Below are 16,331 nucleotides of genomic sequence, written 5' to 3'. Positions count from 1 at the left end.
GTTCGGCGATCAGAGCAGCTTGTCGATGACAGCCGACATGGTTTCAACCGACATGTCTCCTGCGTATTTCTTGCCGTTGATGATGAAAGTCGGCGTGGAGTTGACGCCGAATTCCGTCGCACCGCGTTGCATGGTTGCGTTCACATCATCCAGAAGTTTCTGGTTCGTCAAGCAGGCCTCGAAAGACTCCTGTGAGAAACCGGCCATTTTCGACATTTGCAGCAGGGCGGCGCGCGCATCCTGCGCAACGGCCCAGCTCTGCTGCTGCTTGAACAGCATGGAAACGAAGGGGAAATACTGACCTTCCGGTGCGCAGCGCGCCAGCATGAAGGCGGCAGCGGCGCGCGGATCGAACGGGAATTCGCGGAGCACGAAATAGACCTTGCCGGTATCGATATACTTCTTCTTGATTTCTTCGAAGGTCTTGTTGTGGAAGTTGGCGCAGTGCGGGCAGGTCATCGACATATATTCGACGATCTTGACGGGTGCGTTGGCATCGCCGAGCGCTGCTTCCGGCAGCGGGCCGGGCTTCATTACCGCAGCCATATCCACATCACCGGTGGATTCAGGCAGTTCCTGAGCCTCGGCGATGCCAGGCGTAAAGGCAAACGGCAGGGCCGTGGCGATGGCGGCAAGAGCAACGCCGCCGAGAAGGCTGCGACGGGAAATGGTCAGTTCGGGAAAATGCATGAAAGCACCTGTTGGTAATAGACTCTATTGTCCGTTGATTCCGATATAGCGACGGCCTGTTCATCACAAGCGGGGTTCTGAACTCTTCTTGTCAAAGAATTGTGACCAGTCAAGGACGTCACCTTGCATCAAATCGTCCTGCGCCCCGGCTTCTTCTGCAACACCGCCGTACCCAGCCTCTCCACCGCCTTGCGCAGCGCCTCGCTTTCAATGCCGTCCATCATGTCATCGAGACGTTTTGCCGCATCGCCGCGCAGGGGCTGCGGTTTGCGCCGGCGGGTGATGGTTTGCGAGACGGGCTTCTGTACGATCCTGATCTGGCGCACGGCCGGGAAGCCGAAAAAGCCGTTGATGCGAGCAATGAGTTCGCCCTGCGCGTGGGTGAGAAATAGCGCGCGCGCGCCTTCGCAGGCGATCGTCAGCACGCCGGGCTGATATCCGCCACGGTCCGGGCCTTCGTCGCGGCGCGGCCAGGTGATCTTTTCCGGGCGGGTGCAATCGGCAAAATCGTCCCCGGCGATCTCGTCCCAGGAGCCGAGCAGCGCCGTGTTGATGCCGGCGCGTTTCGACAGGACCGGGTCCATGATGCCATTGGCGACTTCGGCGATCTGCACGACGCCCTTCTTCTTGCCGGCACCACTCTGGGGATAACGCATGTTTCACTCGCGATTTTGGAGAGGGCGATCCACATTTTCTTGATCGCCCGCTACGGATGTCCCAACTATAGGCCAAATCGAACAGAAACGGCAAACCATGCTTCAAAAAACCGCCTCGTCGTCTTATGCGCAGATGCTGCTCGCATGGTACGACCGGCACCATCGCGAATTGCCATGGCGCACTTCCCCGGCCATGGCGGCGAAGGGAAAACGCGCCGATCCCTATCACGTCTGGCTCTCCGAAGTGATGCTGCAGCAGACGACGGTGCAGGCCGTAAAACCTTATTTCCTGAAGTTCCTCGCCGCGTGGCCGAGCGTCACGGATCTCGCTGCGGCGCCGGTCGAGGACGTCATGGCGGCCTGGGCAGGCCTTGGTTATTACGCCCGCGCCCGCAATCTCAAGAAATGCGCGGAAGCCGTGGCGAATGAGCATGGCGGCGTCTTTCCGGACACGGAAGAGGGTTTGAAGCAACTGCCCGGCATCGGTGATTATACCTCGGCTGCCGTCGCTGCCATCGCTTTTGACCGGCAGGCGGCTGTCATGGACGGCAATGTCGAACGGGTCATTTCACGTCTCTTCGCCATCGATGCGCCACTGCCCGGCTCCAAGCCGGCGATGAAAGCTAAGGTAGCAGAGCTGACCCCTGCCGACAGGCCCGGGGATTTCGCCCAGGCGATGATGGACCTTGGCGCAACGATCTGCACGCCGAAACGGCCGGCCTGCGCGCTCTGTCCGTTCAATGGCGTGTGTCTGGCGCTTGCGGAGGATGAGCCGGAGCGTTTTCCGGTGAAAGCCGCGAAGAAAGCAAAACCGGTGCGGCTCGGGGCTGCCTTTGTGGCCGTCAATGCAGAAGGTGAAATCCTGCTGCGGCGGCGCGTCGAAAGCGGCCTTCTCGGCGGAATGACCGAGGTGCCGACAACGGCTTGGACCGCCCGCCTGGATGGCGGCACGGACCAAAGTCACGCGCCCTTTGTCGCAGACTGGCAGGCGACGGGCGTGATCGTGCATGTGTTCACCCATTTTGAGCTGAGGCTCAACGTCTACCGCGCTCAGGTTCCGGGCGACCTCCAAACCGGGCCGGATGACGGATGGTGGGAGCCGGTTACAAATCTTGACGCGCAGGCGCTGCCAACGGTGATGAAAAAAGTCATCGCGCAGGCTATTCCATCCGCATTCAATGAAAGCAGGAAATTTCGATGACCAAGATTGAGCATATCGTATTCGACATCGGCAAGGTGCTGATCCATTACGATCCGCATATTCCCTATAGCCGTCTCATTCCCAATGCCGATGAGCGCCAATGGTTCTTCGAGAATGTCTGCACCCATGACTGGAACCTCGAGCAGGATCGTGGCCGCCGCTGGGAGGATGCTGAAGCTTTGCTGGTGGAGAAGTTCCCGGAACGGGAAGAGCACATCCGCTCCTTCCGCAAGTTCTGGCACGAGATGGTCTCGCATTCCTATGACGACAGCGTCGCGATCATGACAGGCCTTATCGAGAGCGGCCACGACGTGACGATGCTGACCAACTTCGCCTCCGACACTTTTCGTGAGGCGCAGAAGATGTTCCCCTTCCTCACCCTGCCGCGCGGCGTCACCGTTTCCGGTGACATCAAGCTGATCAAACCGGATGTGGCGATTTATGAGCTTCATGCGCGCGATTTCGGGCTCAATCCCGCCGCAACTCTGTTCATCGATGATACGGCGATCAATGTCGAAGGCGCAAAGGCCGCCGGCTGGCAGGCGGTGCAGTTCACCGGCGCGGAGAAGCTGAAGCAGGATCTGCAGGCATTTGGGGTGGCGGTTTAGGTTCCGCCCTTAAGTCACCTCGTGGCATGGATTAAGGCTCATTGCCCCAGTCCTCGTGCCCATGGCGGACGCGGACGATGAGGACGTCGTCGTCCGCCTCAACGCGATAGACCACCAGATGTGCTCTGAACGGATGAATGCGCACCGACGGCGACAACTCGCCACGCTCGCGTGCGATCCTCGGATTCCGTGATATCAAGTCGAATATTGCGAAAAGTTCGCGATGGTACTTTCGCGCTTGCTGAGGTCCAAATAGGTCGATGCCTTCTTGCGCTATGCGGATGACGTCTTCTTCCGCAGGCAGAGAAAGGCGAAATCCCATGATCAGCCAATTTTACGTTTCATGGAGCGGGCTTCGGCCTCAGCAAACAAGGCATCTTCAGAACGATGACCGGAGGGAGCCTGCAATCCTTCGTCCACCAGGCCCTGCATGGCAGCGATCTTTTCGCTCCGCTCCTGGTCCTTTCGGATGAGATCTCGCACATAGTCGCTGGCATTGGAGTAACGGCCCGTTTTAGACTGCGCTTCGACCCACTCCTTCATCTTGCCGGGAAGCGAAATATTCATGGTCACCATCTTCATCTCCTATGAAGACAGAGTGCAGATTTTGGCAAGGTTTGTCAAAAAGATCAGGAAAAGAAATTGGCGCAGGCGGAAATGGCGGTCTCCGGCCTGCGCCAGTCCTGCCGCAAGCGGCATTGGACGCAATGTTTTTGTGAGTTGTCCAGACCGGATTTTCACAACCACTGCTTTGATTAGGACAGTAGTTGTCGTCTCTTGCGCGAAACTTGTCTATCTAAAATTTTATATTCGAAAATACCAACGCCCGACACGATGTGCCGGGCGTTGGTCGTTCTCCATCCGGGACTGAAGGTACTAAACCGGACGGAGACGTATTCTGGACAAGGGCGGGCGGTGGATCGGTGCCTTCAAGCCTTTTCGGCTTGGACTATTCGGCCTTTGCCAGTTCACTGCGGATGATGGCTCGGAGATCATCGATCGGCTTCAGGTCGTCGCCGTCTTCGAAGTGCCAGAACGTCCATCCGTTGCATGCGTCGAGACCCTGCACCTTCGCGCCGAGGCGATGGATGGAGCCGGCGGTTCCGGCGGATGCGAGCGTACCATCCGCACGAATAATGGCGCTATAACGGCGCTTTGCATCCGTCAGCACCTGGCCGGGACGGACGAGGCCGCTTTCCAGCAGGGTGTTGAAGGCGACGCGCGGCTCGGCCTTCTTGCCGGTCATGACCGTCAGTTCCGCCTTGCCGAGCGGTTCGACGGCGGCGATGCGGGCGGCGGCGGCATCGATATAATCCTGCTCGCGCTCAATGCCGACGAAGTGGCGGCCGAGGCGTTTTGCCACCGCACCCGTGGTGCCGGAGCCGAAGAACGGGTCGAGCACGACATCACCCGGTTTGGTGGAAGCCATGATGATGCGGGCAAGCAGCGCTTCCGGCTTCTGGGTGGGATGCACCTTCTTGCCGTCCTCACCCTTCAGCCGCTCATGGCCGCTGCAGATAGGGAACAGCCAGTCGGAGCGCATCTGCACGTCGTCATTGGAGGCCTTCAACGCATCGTAGTTGAAGGTGTAGTTCTTGGCTTTCGGATCGCGGCTCGCCCAGATCATGGTTTCATGGGCGTTCTGGAACCGGCGGCCCTTGAAATTGGGCATGGGGTTGGTCTTGCGCCAGACGATATCGTTGAGGATCCAGAAATCGAGGTTCTGGAGCGTGGCGCCGACGCGGAAGATATTGTGATAGGAACCGATGACCCAGATGGTGCCGTTCGGCTTCAGCACGCGGCGGCAGGCGAGCAGCCAGGCGCGGGTGAAGGCATCATAGGCCTCGAAGGAGGCGAACTGGTCCCATTCGTCGTCGACGGCGTCAACCAGCGACTGATCGGGCCGGTGCAGCGTGCCGCCGAGCTGGAGGTTATACGGCGGATCGGCGAAAATCGCGTCCACCGACTGGCTCGGGAGGGCATCCAAGGCAGCGACGCAATCACCCTTGATGATGCTGTCTTTCCAGGCGTCACTCTCACCTGCACGATCAAAACCGGCATGCCGAAAATCGGCCAGCGGAAAAACTGCTGCCATTGGTACTCGCTCCATACGCTTACTCTCTACTGAGGCTTATGGTTACCGAAGATGGTTATCAAAGCCTGAACAAGTCACGGAAAATGCGAAATAAATGGCTCTCGCGGCGCACTGGCGCAATTTGCGGAGACCGGCGGGGAACCCGAAGTCCGGCGAAAACGTTGTGCACAATGGGTTCTCCTGTGCCCGCATATTCGCGCGGCAGGAAGAGCCATTATGGCAGGGGGTAGTCCGCAATGGGGTCCGTGATGAAAATGGCGTCTTTTTCCATGAATGTCGTTTGGGCCGCACTTTTCGCGGTCGCGCTGGCAACGCCCTCGCAGGCTCAGCAACCGAACCCGCAATATAACGTCATCACCGATGCGGTTTTGTTTGATGGCGGCCCCTCCCTCGGCAACAGTGACAGGGTGCGCTGGGATTTCTACAAGGCCGACAGCACGGGCGGGCGCACCGACGAGAATGCCGGCGGTTCCTATGACGCCACCTTCGAGGCGAAGCTGCCAGCGGGCAGATATGTGGGCGTGGCGGCGCTGGGCAATGTGACCCGCGAAATAGCGTTCGAGGTGAAGGACGGAAGCGTTGCAAGGCCGAAGGTAAATTTCGATGCGGCCGAACTGACTGTCGTGCCAAAACGCAGCCCCGGCGGCGATGTGGAGACACAGGCGAAAACTGAAATCACCAAGGATGATTTCAAAGACAGCGTCTATGGCCAGGATACCGTCTTCGTGCCGGCGGGCGACGTGCTTCTCACCGGCAGCGTCGGTCCGGCGCGGGCGCAGGAGAAGCTCACCATCAAGGCCGGCGACAAGATCAGCCACGAACTTGTCATCCCGAGCGGCGTGGTGATCGCCAAGGCCGTGTATGCGGAAGGCGGCAGGGCGGTGGAAACGGATGATATCCGCTTCGAAGCGATGTCGGCCAAGGAAACCCTTGACGGCACGCGGGAGACCATCAACGGCATTTACGGCACCGGCAAGATGATGGAAATGCCGGCCGGTAATTTCGTCATGCGTGCACGCCTCGGCAAGGTGACAGTGGAGCAGCCGTTCACCGTGACCGCCGGAAAACGCACGGAAATAACCATCAATCTCGATGCGGGCGTACTCGCAATTACCGCCCCCGGCGCGGAACGGATCGACATTGTCGAAACCACCAGGGACCTTCAGGGCACGCAGAAGGAGATTTCCGGCCGCTATGGCACGCAGCATCAGGAAACGCTTCATCCCGGCGATTATTCGGTGAAGGTAAGTTACGACAAGAAGTCGGGCCTCGATCCGAAGGAGATCAAGGCGACGGTCAAGGCTGCCGAGAGAACCGAGACGCGTGTGCCGGAGTAGGCCTTGGCCGCAGCCCCGCTTGAGGCTCCGGCTGTTCGCCGATTTTCACGCCAGCAAAGCCTGAAGCCGCAATGCGGTCGCACAGCCTGTTCCACTGGCAGCCTCGACAGGCCTGCCTGATATCTCCCGCTGCAAATGCCAGACGCATCTTGGCAAGGAAGTCCGGCGTCGCCTGCAACCGCTTGCCGGCAGCCAGCGTCTCGCCCAAAAGCACTGACACCGAAACGCGGGCCGTCTCATCCCGCTTCACAACACCTTCGTTGAAACAGTGGGCATGGCTTTCACACAACAGGCCCTCGCAGATGTCGTCGGGGCCATCCAACAGCTCGATATCCTCTTCCCCGGCATTCAGGCGGTCGGCGACACGGTCGTAATTTTCGACGAAGCCGGATGTATATCCCTTGCCCACATAGGTGAGCATGCAAAGAAGGTGGTGGGGCCGGAGGCGGACGGTCAAGGGCCTATCCGACAATGGCGAAGGCGTCGCGCACCGAGCCGGACGAGGTGCGGATCGCCTTGCGGCCGATCCATTGCACATGCCCGTCAAGGATGCGCACCGCCTCTTCGGCGCGGCCGCCGCGCAGCGCGTCGATGATCGCCCGGTGATCGGTGTCGGTGCGGCGCTCCCAGCCGGCCCGCCAGGCGGAGAACAGGAAACGGGCGCTTGCCGCATGCAGGCCATCGATCGCTTCCATCAGGCGCGGCATGTTGCAGGGCGCGGTGATGAGGCGGTGGAAGCGGCGATTGGCCTCCTCCCAATGCTCGACATCAACGGCGCTGTCGCCTTCGAGCGTGGCTGCCTCTGCCTGATCGAGAATGGCTGACGTCATGTTGGGAATGGCGTGGCGCAAAGCCAGAACCTCAAGAGCGGCACGCATTTCCGCCACCTCGCGCACATCATCGAGACCGAAATCCGCGACCCTGACACCCCGGCGCGGAATGCTGGCGGCAAGTCCCTGCGCTTCCAGCCGGCGGAATGCCTCGCGCACCGGCACATGCGAGGCGCCGAATTCGGCGGCGATGTGATCCTGCCGCAGCCTTTCGCCCGGCGACAGCTCACCGCGAACGATGCGGTCGGCAAGCGTGCGGCTGATGCGGGCGGCAATGGTATCTTCAGGCGAATTTTTTGCTGTCTTGGGCATAACATCCCATAGCGCATATGGCGCGCCCGTGTGTAGAGGTTTTTGCAGCAAGCCAGAGCAGACTGTTATGACACGCGGCTCCCTTGCCCGCGGCCTTCAAGCTATGAGCCTGACGGGACTGTCCTTTGCTGGCGAGCCGGTTGAGCTTGGCGCAGACATGGTCTAAAAGCCCGGCATCATTTTCTTCCAGCCAAATCCGATACAGGGAGCGCCCATGAGCGGCTTCGACCTCATTATTTTCGACTGCGACGGCGTTCTGGTCGATTCCGAAATCATCGCGGCACAGGTGGAATCCCGCCTTCTGACCGAAGCCGGTTATCCGATCTCGGTCGAGGAAATGGGGGAGCGTTTCGCCGGCATGACCTGGAAGAACATCCTCCTGCAGGTGGAAAGCGAAGCCAGCATTCCGCTCTCAGCCTCGCTGCTCGACAAATCGGAAAAACTGCTCGACATGCGGCTGGAACGCGACGTGAAGATCATCGAGGGCGTGAAGTTCGCCCTGTCCCGCCTGACGACGCCCCGCTGCATCTGCTCGAACTCTTCGAGCCACCGCCTCGATATGATGCTCACGAAAGTAGGCCTGAAGCCGTATTTCGCGCCGCATATCTATTCCGCCAAGGATCTCGGCGCTGATCGCGTGAAGCCGAAGCCCGACATCTTCCTGCACGGCGCGGCGCAATTTGGCGTTTCCCCCGATCGCGTGGTCGTGGTCGAAGATTCCGTGCACGGCATCCATGGCGCAAGGGCCGCTGGCATGCGCGTCATCGGCTTTACCGGCGCGTCCCACACCTATCCCAGCCACGCCGACCGGCTAACAGATGCGGGCGCCGAAACGGTGATCTCCCGCATGCAGGACCTGCCGGCCGTGATTGCGGCAATGGCGGAGTGGGAAGGCGCGTTTTAAGGAGGTAGCTGTGGTGGCATCCCAGACGGAAAAGGAATTCGTACCCGGCCAAGGCTATACCGAAGCGGATTGGGATGCTGTCGACTTTCCCGAAATGACAGATGAAGAGCTGGCAAATGCGCGTCCCGCCAGGGCCGTTTTGCCGCCAGCTTTTTTTGAGGCTGTGGAGGAGTATCGAAAATGCCGTAGCCGCCCGTCAGCGGAGAAGGCGACGACTGTGGGAAAACCCTCCGGTTAAAACGCATGGAAAGTGGTAGACCTCTCCTCCGTCATGCCGGACTTGATCCGGCATCCAGTCACGGCGCGTCTGCGCCGTTAGAAGAGTCTTTTGCGATCAATGACTTGATCGCGCTGGACCCCGGATCAAGTCCGGGGTGACGGAATTCGGACCTTTGCGCGCAATCAGCACCGAAGCCTGCCGAGCAGCCTCCGGCTTTTACATTTTGCCCGTCAAATCACCGGCGCTTCGTCTTGGCCTTCGCGCCCTGCTCTGCAAAGCCGATATAAACGCTGACAGACCTCGGCGCGCCGCCCGGTCCGTTGGGAATGGCGACGTGGTCGTTGTTGAAGATGAACTGCGTGCCGGCCCCGCCTGCGGGAACATCGATGGCGAAATTGGTCGTTTCACCGAAAATCTCGCCGTCGCCATCCTTCACCGTCACCCGGATCGGCACGGTGACTCGGCCGGGCTTGGCCATCGGGCCGGGAACGAGGCGGCCCTGGGCCAGCACGTTGACGGTGAGCGTCGATTCATTGGCGGTGCAGGAGCGCGTCGTATCGGACAGCGAGACCTGATAGGCGAGTTTCTGCGGATCGTCCTTGGCGCCGCCGGCATAGACGCGATGAACGGCATTGGCGTCGAGAACCGTCACGGCCGGGCAATTGGCCTGAACCACGGCAGCCGTTGGCGCGGCCTGCGCCGCCGGCGGGTTGACGGCAAGCGAGTCCGACGGGTTGGAGGAATTGCATCCTGCAACAACGACGAGAAGCGACATCGCGGCGGACAAACGCAAGAAATTCCCTGACACTCTTCTAATTCCCTCTCCATTGTCCCGGAACAGAACCGGAGACGCTGTTTATTGACCTTTCACCCAGGTTGGCGATGGTCTATAGCAGCGACGCCGGAAAAAATCGATTGGCATGTTCGGTTTTGCTTGAATTTTCAAAAAAGCGCTTCATGACCTCGCCAATCGCCTCATTTCGGTGAGACGCTGCGGAAAAGACGCCGATCACATCGGCAACGGATAAGGGACTATCTCGTGGAATATGTATCGACCAGGGGTGCGGCCCCTTCGCTTGGTTTTTGCGACGCGCTTCTGGCAGGCCTTGGCCGCGACGGCGGGCTTTACGTGCCGCGCAAATGGCCGTCCATGTCGAAAAAGGAAATCCGCAACCTGCGCGGCAAGTCCTACCAGGATGTCGCCTTCGAGGTTCTCTACCGTTTCACCGGCGGCGAAATTCCGGCCGACAAGTTCAAGGCGATGATCGACGACGCCTATTCGACCTTCCGCCACCCGGCCGTCGTTCCGCTGACACAGACCGGTCCGAACACCTTCGTGCTGGAGCTGTTCCACGGCACCACGCTCGCCTTCAAGGATGTGGCGATGCAGCTCCTCGCCCGTCTGATGGACTATACGCTGACGGAACGCGGCGAGCGCGCCACCATTGTCGGCGCCACATCCGGCGATACGGGCGGGGCGGCGATCGACGCCTTTGCCGGACGCGAGCGTACCGATATCTTCATCCTTTTCCCGAACGGCAAGGTCTCTCCGGTGCAGCAGCGCCAGATGACGACCTCCACCGCTTCCAACGTGCATGCGCTGGCGATCAACGGCAATTTCGACGATTGCCAGACGCTGGTGAAAGAGATGTTCAACGACGTGAAGTTCCGCGACGGCGTGAAGCTTTCCGGCGTCAACTCCATCAACTGGGCGCGCATCATGGCGCAGGTGGTCTATTATTTCACCGCGTCTCTGTCGCTCGGCGGCCCCGACCGGAAGGTGTCCTTCACCGTTCCGACAGGCAATTTCGGCGATATTTTCGCCGGTTACGTCGCCAAGAAGATGGGCCTGCCGATCGACAAGCTGGTCATCGCGACCAATGACAACGACATTCTGGCGCGCACGCTGAAGACCGGCCGTTACGAGATGCGCGGCGTCAAGCCCACCACCTCGCCCTCGATGGATATCCAGATTTCGTCCAACTTCGAGCGACTGCTGTTCGAAGCTTACGACCGCGATTCCGCTGCCGTTAAGTCATCGATGGATGGCCTCAAGCAATCGGGCGCGTTTGAAATTCCGGAAAAGGCGCTGAAGTTCATCAAGAAGGATTTCCGCGCCGGACGCGCCACCGAAAAGCAGGTGGCGGCGACCATTCGCGACACGCTTGAAAAGACCGGCTACCTGATCGACCCGCACACGGCAACAGGTGTTTTCGTGGCGGAAAAGCACGAAAAGCCCGCAACGCCAATGGTGGTTCTGTCGACCGCCCATCCGGCAAAATTCCCGGCGGCTGTAAAATCCGCTTGCGCAATCGACCCGGCGCTTCCAGTATGGCTCGCTGACATCATGAACCGGGAGGAGCGTTTCGACATTCTGGATGCGGAGCTCAAAGCCGTGGAAAGCTTCATCGGCAAACATGCACGCGCCGGCAAATAGAGACGCGGAAAGACGTTGAGTATGAGAGTAAATTTGACCCGGCTTTCGTCCGGGTTGACCGTTGTCACGGAAAGAATGCCACATCTCGAAAGCGTCGCTCTTGGGGTGTGGATCAAATCCGGCTCCCGCAACGAGACGACTGCCGAACATGGCATCGCCCATCTTCTCGAACATATGGCGTTCAAGGGCACGGCGCGCCGCACCGCCCGTCAGATCGCCGAAGAGATCGAAAATGTCGGCGGCGAAGTCAACGCCGCGACGTCGACGGAAACAACCTCCTACTACGCCCGCGTCCTCAAGGATCACGTTCCGCTCGCGGTCGATATCCTTGCCGACATCCTGACGGAATCGCTCTTCGATGAAGACGAGTTGGAGCGCGAAAAGAACGTCATCCTGCAGGAGATCGGTGCCGCCACCGATACGCCCGACGACGTGATCTTCGACAATTTCTCCGGTGTCGCCTATCGCGACCAGACGATCGGCCGGCCGATCCTGGGCACGCCCGAGACCGTGCAATCCTTCACGACAGGCCAGATCAGGCATTATCTCGCCCGCAATTATACGACGGACCGCATCTTCGTCGTTGCGGCCGGCGCGGTCGATCACGAGAGCTTCGTCAAGCAGGTGGAAGAGCGTTTCGCCTCGCTGCCGCAGCTGCCCGTGGCGACACCTGTGCTTGAAAAGGCTGTCTATACCGGCGGAGAAATCCGCGAGACCCGCGACCTGATGGATGCGCAGGTGCTTCTCGGTTTCGAGGGCAAGGCCTATCATGCCCGCGATTTCTATTGTTCGCAGATTCTCGCCAATATTCTCGGCGGCGGCATGTCTTCCCGCCTTTTCCAGGAAGTGCGTGAATATCGCGGCCTGTGTTATTCGGTCTATGCGTTCCACTGGGGTTTTTCCGATACCGGCATCTTCGGCGTGCATGCGGCCACCGGCGGCAACGACCTGCCTGAACTGGTTCCCGTCATTCTGGAAGAGCTGCGCAAGTCCTCGCAGACCATCCACCAGGAGGAAATCGACCGGGCCCGTGCGCAGATCCGCGCGCAACTGCTGATGGGCCAGGAAAGCCCGGCTGCCCGCGCCGGCCAGATCGCCCGCCAGATGATGCTTTACGGCCGACCCATTCCGAATGAAGAGATGATGGAGCGGCTGGGCGACATCACCCGCACGCGCCTGACCGATCTTGCAGGACGGCTGTTTTTCGATACAGTTCCGACATTGTCTGCAATTGGCCCGCTCGAACATCTGCCGCCTCTTTCCGACATCACGGCCGCGCTGTCCGCGCAGCAGCCCGCAAGGATAAAGGCGAACGGATAAACCGATATGAGAGCGGGATTTGAAGGTGAAGACCGCTCATCTTTTTCGCCATCCCATTCGCGGATGGCGATATCTGCCTCACAGGGATCGTGAATGCTGCGTTTTCTTTCCCGACATAATGACACACCCGAACTGCGCAGCGCCAATCACCTTCTCAGACTGCCGCGCTACAGCGATTTCAAGCAGTGGCACGTGCTGCGATCCGAGAGCCGGCAGTTTCTACAGCCGTGGGAACCGACCTGGCGGCCGGACGAACTGACGGAGGGCGCCTTCCGCATGCGCGTGGTGCGTAACGGACAGGAATTTTCCTCCGGCACCGCCGTTTCCTTCCTGCTGTTCGAAAAAGAGACGCTTCTGGTCGGCGGCATCACCATCGGCTATATCCGCCGCGGGGCGGCGCAGAGCTGCATGATCGGATACTGGATCGGTGAACGGCATGCCGCCCAAGGCCATATGTCTGCCGCATTAAAATTGGTAATACCCTACATCTTCAACGGACTTCAGTTGCACCGTATCGAGGCAGCCTGTATTCCGGAAAACTTCAAAAGCATCCGGCTCCTCGAAAATGCCGGGTTCCAGCGGGAAGGTCTCTTGCGGGAATATCTGAAAATCAATGGCCAATGGCGGGATCATATGATGTTTTCCCTTCTTGCCGACAAGCAAAGCTCCGGCGGAACGAAGTACGATACATGACCTACAATCACACTGCGCCTTGCCTCACGAAACGTCTGGCGGCAATCGCGCTGGCTGCGCCGTTTTTTCTGCTTTTCCTGCTTTTTGCCTCCCATTCCTTCGCCTTCGAGCCGGTCAAGATCTCTCGTGACGACACGGCGCTCGATCTTACCGCCACCACGGATATCTATGCCAATCAGGGCGAAGCCTTTCAGGTTTCCACCGCGCCGGGTCCTGACGGCATCCGCCGGCGCATCGAGGTGCGCGCCAGTTCCGACGATCACCAGGGCGACTGGGCCGTGTTCGCGCTTGCCAATGTCTCCGAAGAGCAGCTGGAGCGCGTGATCGTCGCGCCGCATTTCCGTCTCGTCAATTCCAAGCTGTTCTGGCCGGATCTCGGCTCGCAACGCATCATGGCGATAACGCCCAGCGAAGGCTTTGCGCTCGACAGGCAGCCAAGCCCGGACGCCGACGTCTTCCGCATCACGCTCAATCCCGGCTCCGTCATCACCTTCGTCGCCGAGCTTTCCACGCCGCAGCTGCCGCAGCTTTATCTGTGGGAACCGGAAGCCTACAAGGATACGATCAACGCCTTCACGCTCTATCGCGGCATCGTGCTCGGCATTGCCGGCCTGCTTGCCGTGCTCCTGACCATTCTCTTCGTGGTCAAGGGAACCTCGGTCCTGCCCGCATCTGCCGCCCTCGCCTGGGCCGTGCTTGCCTATATATGCGTTGATTTCGGCTTCCTCGAAAAGCTCATCACCGTCACCTCAAGCGATCAGCGAATATGGAGGGCGGGCGCGGAAGTGGCGCTCGCCTCCAGCTTCGTCGTCTTTCTCTTCACCTATCTCAACCTAAACCGATGGCACGCACATCTGGGTTATGCGACCTTTGCCTGGGTGGTGGGGCTGGCGCTGCTGTTTGGCGTGGCGATCTATGACCCTTCCGTCGCATCCGGTATTGCGCGTGTTTCCTTCGCGCTGACGGCGACGGCGGGCATCGCGCTCATCATCTATCTCGGTTTCAACAAATACGACCGGGCGATCCTGCTCGTCCCATCCTGGGCCTTGATCCTCGTCTGGCTGTTCGGCAGCTGGTTGACGGTGACGGGACAGCTTGACAACGACATCGTGCAGCCTGCGCTTGGCGGCGGGCTGGTACTGATCGTCCTTCTGATCGGCTTTACGGTCATCCAGCACGCCTTTGCCGGCAGCGCCTATCAGCAGGGGTTATTCTCCGATCTGGAGCGGCAATCGCTGGCGCTCACGGGCAGCGGCGATACGGTCTGGGACTGGGACGTGACGCGTGACCGTATCGTCACGACGCCTGATATTTCCAACCGCCTGGGGCTGGAGCCCGGCACCATGCATGGCGCCGCGCGCAACTGGCTGCCGCGCCTGCACCCTGATGACCGCGACCGGTTCAAGGCCACACTTGACGTGCTGCTCGACCATCGCAAGGGCCGGCTGAACCACGAATTCCGTATTCGCGCCGAGGATGGCCACTTCCACTGGCTGCAAATCCGTGCGCGTCCCGTTCTTGGCTCCAACGGCGAAATCATCCGCTGCGTCGGCACCATCACCGATATTACAGAGCAGAGAAATTCGGTCGAGCGGCTGCTGCAGGACGCGATGAACGACAATCTGACCGGGCTTCCGAATCGGCAGGTCTTCCTCGACCGCCTGCAATCGATCCTCAACCTCTCGCCGGACAGCGAGGGCGTGCGGCCAACCGTGATGGCGATCGATATCGACCGCTACAAGCTGGTCAATGACACGCTCGGCATTGCTGCCGGCGACAATATTTTGATTGCCCTCACCCGGCGCCTGCGTCGGCTGCTCAAACCGCAGGACACGCTGGCTCGTCTCGGCGGCGACGAATTCGGCCTGATCCTGACCTCGGAGCGCGATCCGCAGCGCGTGGCGGATTTCGCCGATGCGGTGAACAAGGCGATCATGGTGCCGATCAATTTCGCCAATCGCGAAATCATTCTCACCGCTTCTATCGGCCTCGTCTCGTGGATCGACCAACAGGAAAGTGCGGCAGGTCTGCTCAGCGATGCGGAATTGGCCATGTATCGCGCCAAGCGCGCCGGCGGCAATCGCGTCGAGCCTTTCCGTCCCGCCTTCCGCACCTCGGGCACCGACCGGCTGCAGATGGAAAGCGACCTTCGCCGCGCTATCGAGCGCAAGGAGCTGTCACTTGCCTATCAGCCGATCGTCAAGCTCGATGATGGGGAGCTTGCCGGTTTCGAGGCGCTGATGCGTTGGGAGCACCCGAAACGTGGCAATATCCCGCCAAGCGAGTTCATTCCGATTGCCGAAGCCTCCGGCCTGATCGAGCCACTCGGCATGTTCGCGCTGGAACGGGCGGCGACCGACCTGATGGACTGGCAACATGCCATCGACAAGATGCCGATCTTCATCTCCGTCAATATTTCCTCCGCCCAACTGCTGAACAACGAACTCTATAACGACGTTCGTGGCATGCTCACCCGCACGCGCTGCAACCCGCAGCAGCTGAAGCTGGAACTGACGGAATCCGTCGTCATGGAAAATCCGGAACAGGCGCGGCTTGTGCTTTCGAAGCTCAAGGAAACCGGCCTTAGCCTCGCAATGGACGATTTCGGCACGGGCTATTCATCGCTCGCCTATCTCACCCGTTTCCCCTTCGATACGATCAAGCTCGACAAGGCGCTGGTGGCCAATACCAGCGACAAGCGTAACGTGCTTCTGCGCTCCGTCATTGCCATGGCGCGGGCGCTCGACATGCAGGTGGTGGCGGAAGGCATCGAAACGCCTGAGGATGCGGCCGAACTGGCCCGCATGAACTGCCATTTCGGCCAGAGCTTCCTGTTTGGCACGCCGGTTTCCGGCGATGCGGCGCTAAAGCTTCTTCGGGAGCGGTTCCAGCCGACGAAGCGGGCTTCGTAAGCGAAGTATTGAAACGCGAGGTATCTACCTCCGTCATTCCGGCCTTGAACCGGAATCTAGCCGACGCGCGTCAGCACGGCGGGAAAAGTCATTTCAGCCCAAGGACTTGGGCTGGT

General features: G+C 60.0%; 16 protein-coding genes and 1 pseudogene. 9 read left to right on the top strand and 8 right to left on the bottom strand.

Annotated features, from left to right (window positions below):
• Positions 1-9 precede the first annotated feature (9 nt).
• Both DOU54_RS17840 and DOU54_RS17835 read right to left on the bottom strand, forming a co-directional pair.
• Positions 10-690 (bottom strand): DsbA family protein, encoded by a 681-nt coding sequence (locus DOU54_RS17840; RefSeq protein WP_006309853.1) that lies wholly within the window; start codon positions 688-690, stop codon positions 10-12.
• Between the two features lie 128 nt (positions 691-818).
• Positions 819-1,346 (bottom strand): DUF721 domain-containing protein, encoded by a 528-nt coding sequence (locus tag DOU54_RS17835; RefSeq protein WP_006699987.1) that lies wholly within the window; start codon positions 1,344-1,346, stop codon positions 819-821.
• A gap of 97 nt (positions 1,347-1,443) precedes the next feature.
• On the opposite strand from DOU54_RS17835, the gene mutY reads away from it, so the two are divergent.
• On the top strand, positions 1,444-2,547 hold the full coding sequence (gene mutY, locus DOU54_RS17830; protein WP_035209437.1) for an A/G-specific adenine glycosylase: 1,104 nt from the start codon (positions 1,444-1,446) through the stop codon (positions 2,545-2,547).
• A complete protein-coding gene (locus tag DOU54_RS17825; RefSeq protein ID WP_113381628.1) occupies positions 2,544-3,155 on the top strand; it encodes an HAD family hydrolase in 612 nt (203 codons plus the stop codon). Before mutY ends, DOU54_RS17825 begins: the two co-directional genes overlap by 4 nt.
• A gap of 31 nt (positions 3,156-3,186) precedes the next feature.
• On the opposite strand, the gene DOU54_RS17820 is transcribed toward DOU54_RS17825, so the two are convergent.
• The 3 genes from DOU54_RS17820 to DOU54_RS17810 all read right to left on the bottom strand — a co-directional run bounded on the left by DOU54_RS17820 (position 3,187) and on the right by DOU54_RS17810 (position 5,250).
• A complete protein-coding gene (locus DOU54_RS17820) occupies positions 3,187-3,477 on the bottom strand; it encodes a type II toxin-antitoxin system RelE/ParE family toxin (RefSeq protein ID WP_072494055.1) in 291 nt (96 codons plus the stop codon).
• A 2-nt stretch (positions 3,478-3,479) separates the two neighbouring features.
• The gene (locus tag DOU54_RS17815; protein ID WP_113381629.1) at positions 3,480-3,731 is read right to left on the bottom strand and encodes a type II toxin-antitoxin system ParD family antitoxin; all 252 of its coding nucleotides are present in this window, start codon (positions 3,729-3,731) and stop codon (positions 3,480-3,482) included.
• 373 nt (positions 3,732-4,104) lie between these two features.
• The gene (locus DOU54_RS17810) at positions 4,105-5,250 is read right to left on the bottom strand and encodes a site-specific DNA-methyltransferase (protein WP_004440405.1); all 1,146 of its coding nucleotides are present in this window, start codon (positions 5,248-5,250) and stop codon (positions 4,105-4,107) included.
• A 236-nt stretch (positions 5,251-5,486) separates the two neighbouring features.
• On the opposite strand from DOU54_RS17810, the gene DOU54_RS17800 reads away from it, so the two are divergent.
• The gene (locus tag DOU54_RS17800) at positions 5,487-6,587 is read left to right on the top strand and encodes a hypothetical protein (RefSeq protein WP_113381630.1); all 1,101 of its coding nucleotides are present in this window, start codon (positions 5,487-5,489) and stop codon (positions 6,585-6,587) included.
• Here DOU54_RS17800 and DOU54_RS17795 read toward each other — a convergent pair.
• Positions 6,547-7,008, bottom strand: coding sequence for a DUF1284 domain-containing protein (locus DOU54_RS17795; protein ID WP_022555748.1), 462 nt, complete (start codon positions 7,006-7,008; stop codon positions 6,547-6,549). The genes DOU54_RS17800 and DOU54_RS17795 overlap by 41 nt on opposite strands.
• Positions 7,009-7,048: 40 nt before the next feature.
• Positions 7,049-7,729, bottom strand: coding sequence for a GntR family transcriptional regulator (locus DOU54_RS17790; protein WP_004440402.1), 681 nt, complete (start codon positions 7,727-7,729; stop codon positions 7,049-7,051).
• Between the two features lie 214 nt (positions 7,730-7,943).
• On the opposite strand from DOU54_RS17790, the gene DOU54_RS17785 reads away from it, so the two are divergent.
• Together DOU54_RS17785 and DOU54_RS28245 are read left to right on the top strand one after the other, a co-directional pair.
• Positions 7,944-8,633 carry an HAD family hydrolase gene (locus DOU54_RS17785; protein ID WP_003520496.1) on the top strand — a complete coding sequence of 230 codons (690 nt, stop codon included), beginning with the start codon at positions 7,944-7,946 and terminating at the stop codon, positions 8,631-8,633.
• A gap of 10 nt (positions 8,634-8,643) precedes the next feature.
• A pseudogene (locus DOU54_RS28245) lies at positions 8,644-8,838 on the top strand (BrnA antitoxin family protein); the annotation flags it as partial.
• A gap of 250 nt (positions 8,839-9,088) precedes the next feature.
• On the opposite strand, the gene DOU54_RS17775 reads toward DOU54_RS28245, so the two are convergent.
• Positions 9,089-9,628 carry a hypothetical protein gene (locus DOU54_RS17775; RefSeq protein WP_044458783.1) on the bottom strand — a complete coding sequence of 180 codons (540 nt, stop codon included), beginning with the start codon at positions 9,626-9,628 and terminating at the stop codon, positions 9,089-9,091.
• Positions 9,629-9,892: 264 nt separating this feature from the next.
• Between DOU54_RS17775 and thrC the strand changes: the two genes are divergently transcribed.
• The 4 genes from thrC to DOU54_RS17755 all read left to right on the top strand — a co-directional run bounded on the left by thrC (position 9,893) and on the right by DOU54_RS17755 (position 16,215).
• Positions 9,893-11,290, top strand: a complete 1,398-nt coding sequence (gene thrC / locus DOU54_RS17770) for a threonine synthase (RefSeq protein ID WP_004440397.1) — start codon at positions 9,893-9,895, stop codon at positions 11,288-11,290.
• 21 nt (positions 11,291-11,311) lie between these two features.
• Positions 11,312-12,610, top strand: coding sequence for a M16 family metallopeptidase (locus tag DOU54_RS17765; RefSeq protein ID WP_004440396.1), 1,299 nt, complete (start codon positions 11,312-11,314; stop codon positions 12,608-12,610).
• A 93-nt stretch (positions 12,611-12,703) separates the two neighbouring features.
• On the top strand, positions 12,704-13,303 hold the full coding sequence (locus DOU54_RS17760; protein ID WP_004440394.1) for a GNAT family N-acetyltransferase: 600 nt from the start codon (positions 12,704-12,706) through the stop codon (positions 13,301-13,303).
• Positions 13,300-16,215: a sensor domain-containing phosphodiesterase gene (locus tag DOU54_RS17755; RefSeq protein ID WP_004440393.1), complete on the top strand. Its 2,916-nt coding sequence runs from the start codon at positions 13,300-13,302 to the stop codon at positions 16,213-16,215. The genes DOU54_RS17760 and DOU54_RS17755 overlap by 4 nt, the downstream gene beginning before the upstream one ends.
• Positions 16,216-16,331 lie beyond the last annotated feature (116 nt).

Origin of the sequence: Agrobacterium sp. MS2, assembly GCF_003261015.1 — a bacterium.
GTDB lineage: Bacteria > Pseudomonadota > Alphaproteobacteria > Rhizobiales > Rhizobiaceae > Agrobacterium > Agrobacterium pusense.
Note: the sequence above shows the minus strand (reverse complement) of the source record. Positions and strands in the feature narration are given on the sequence as shown.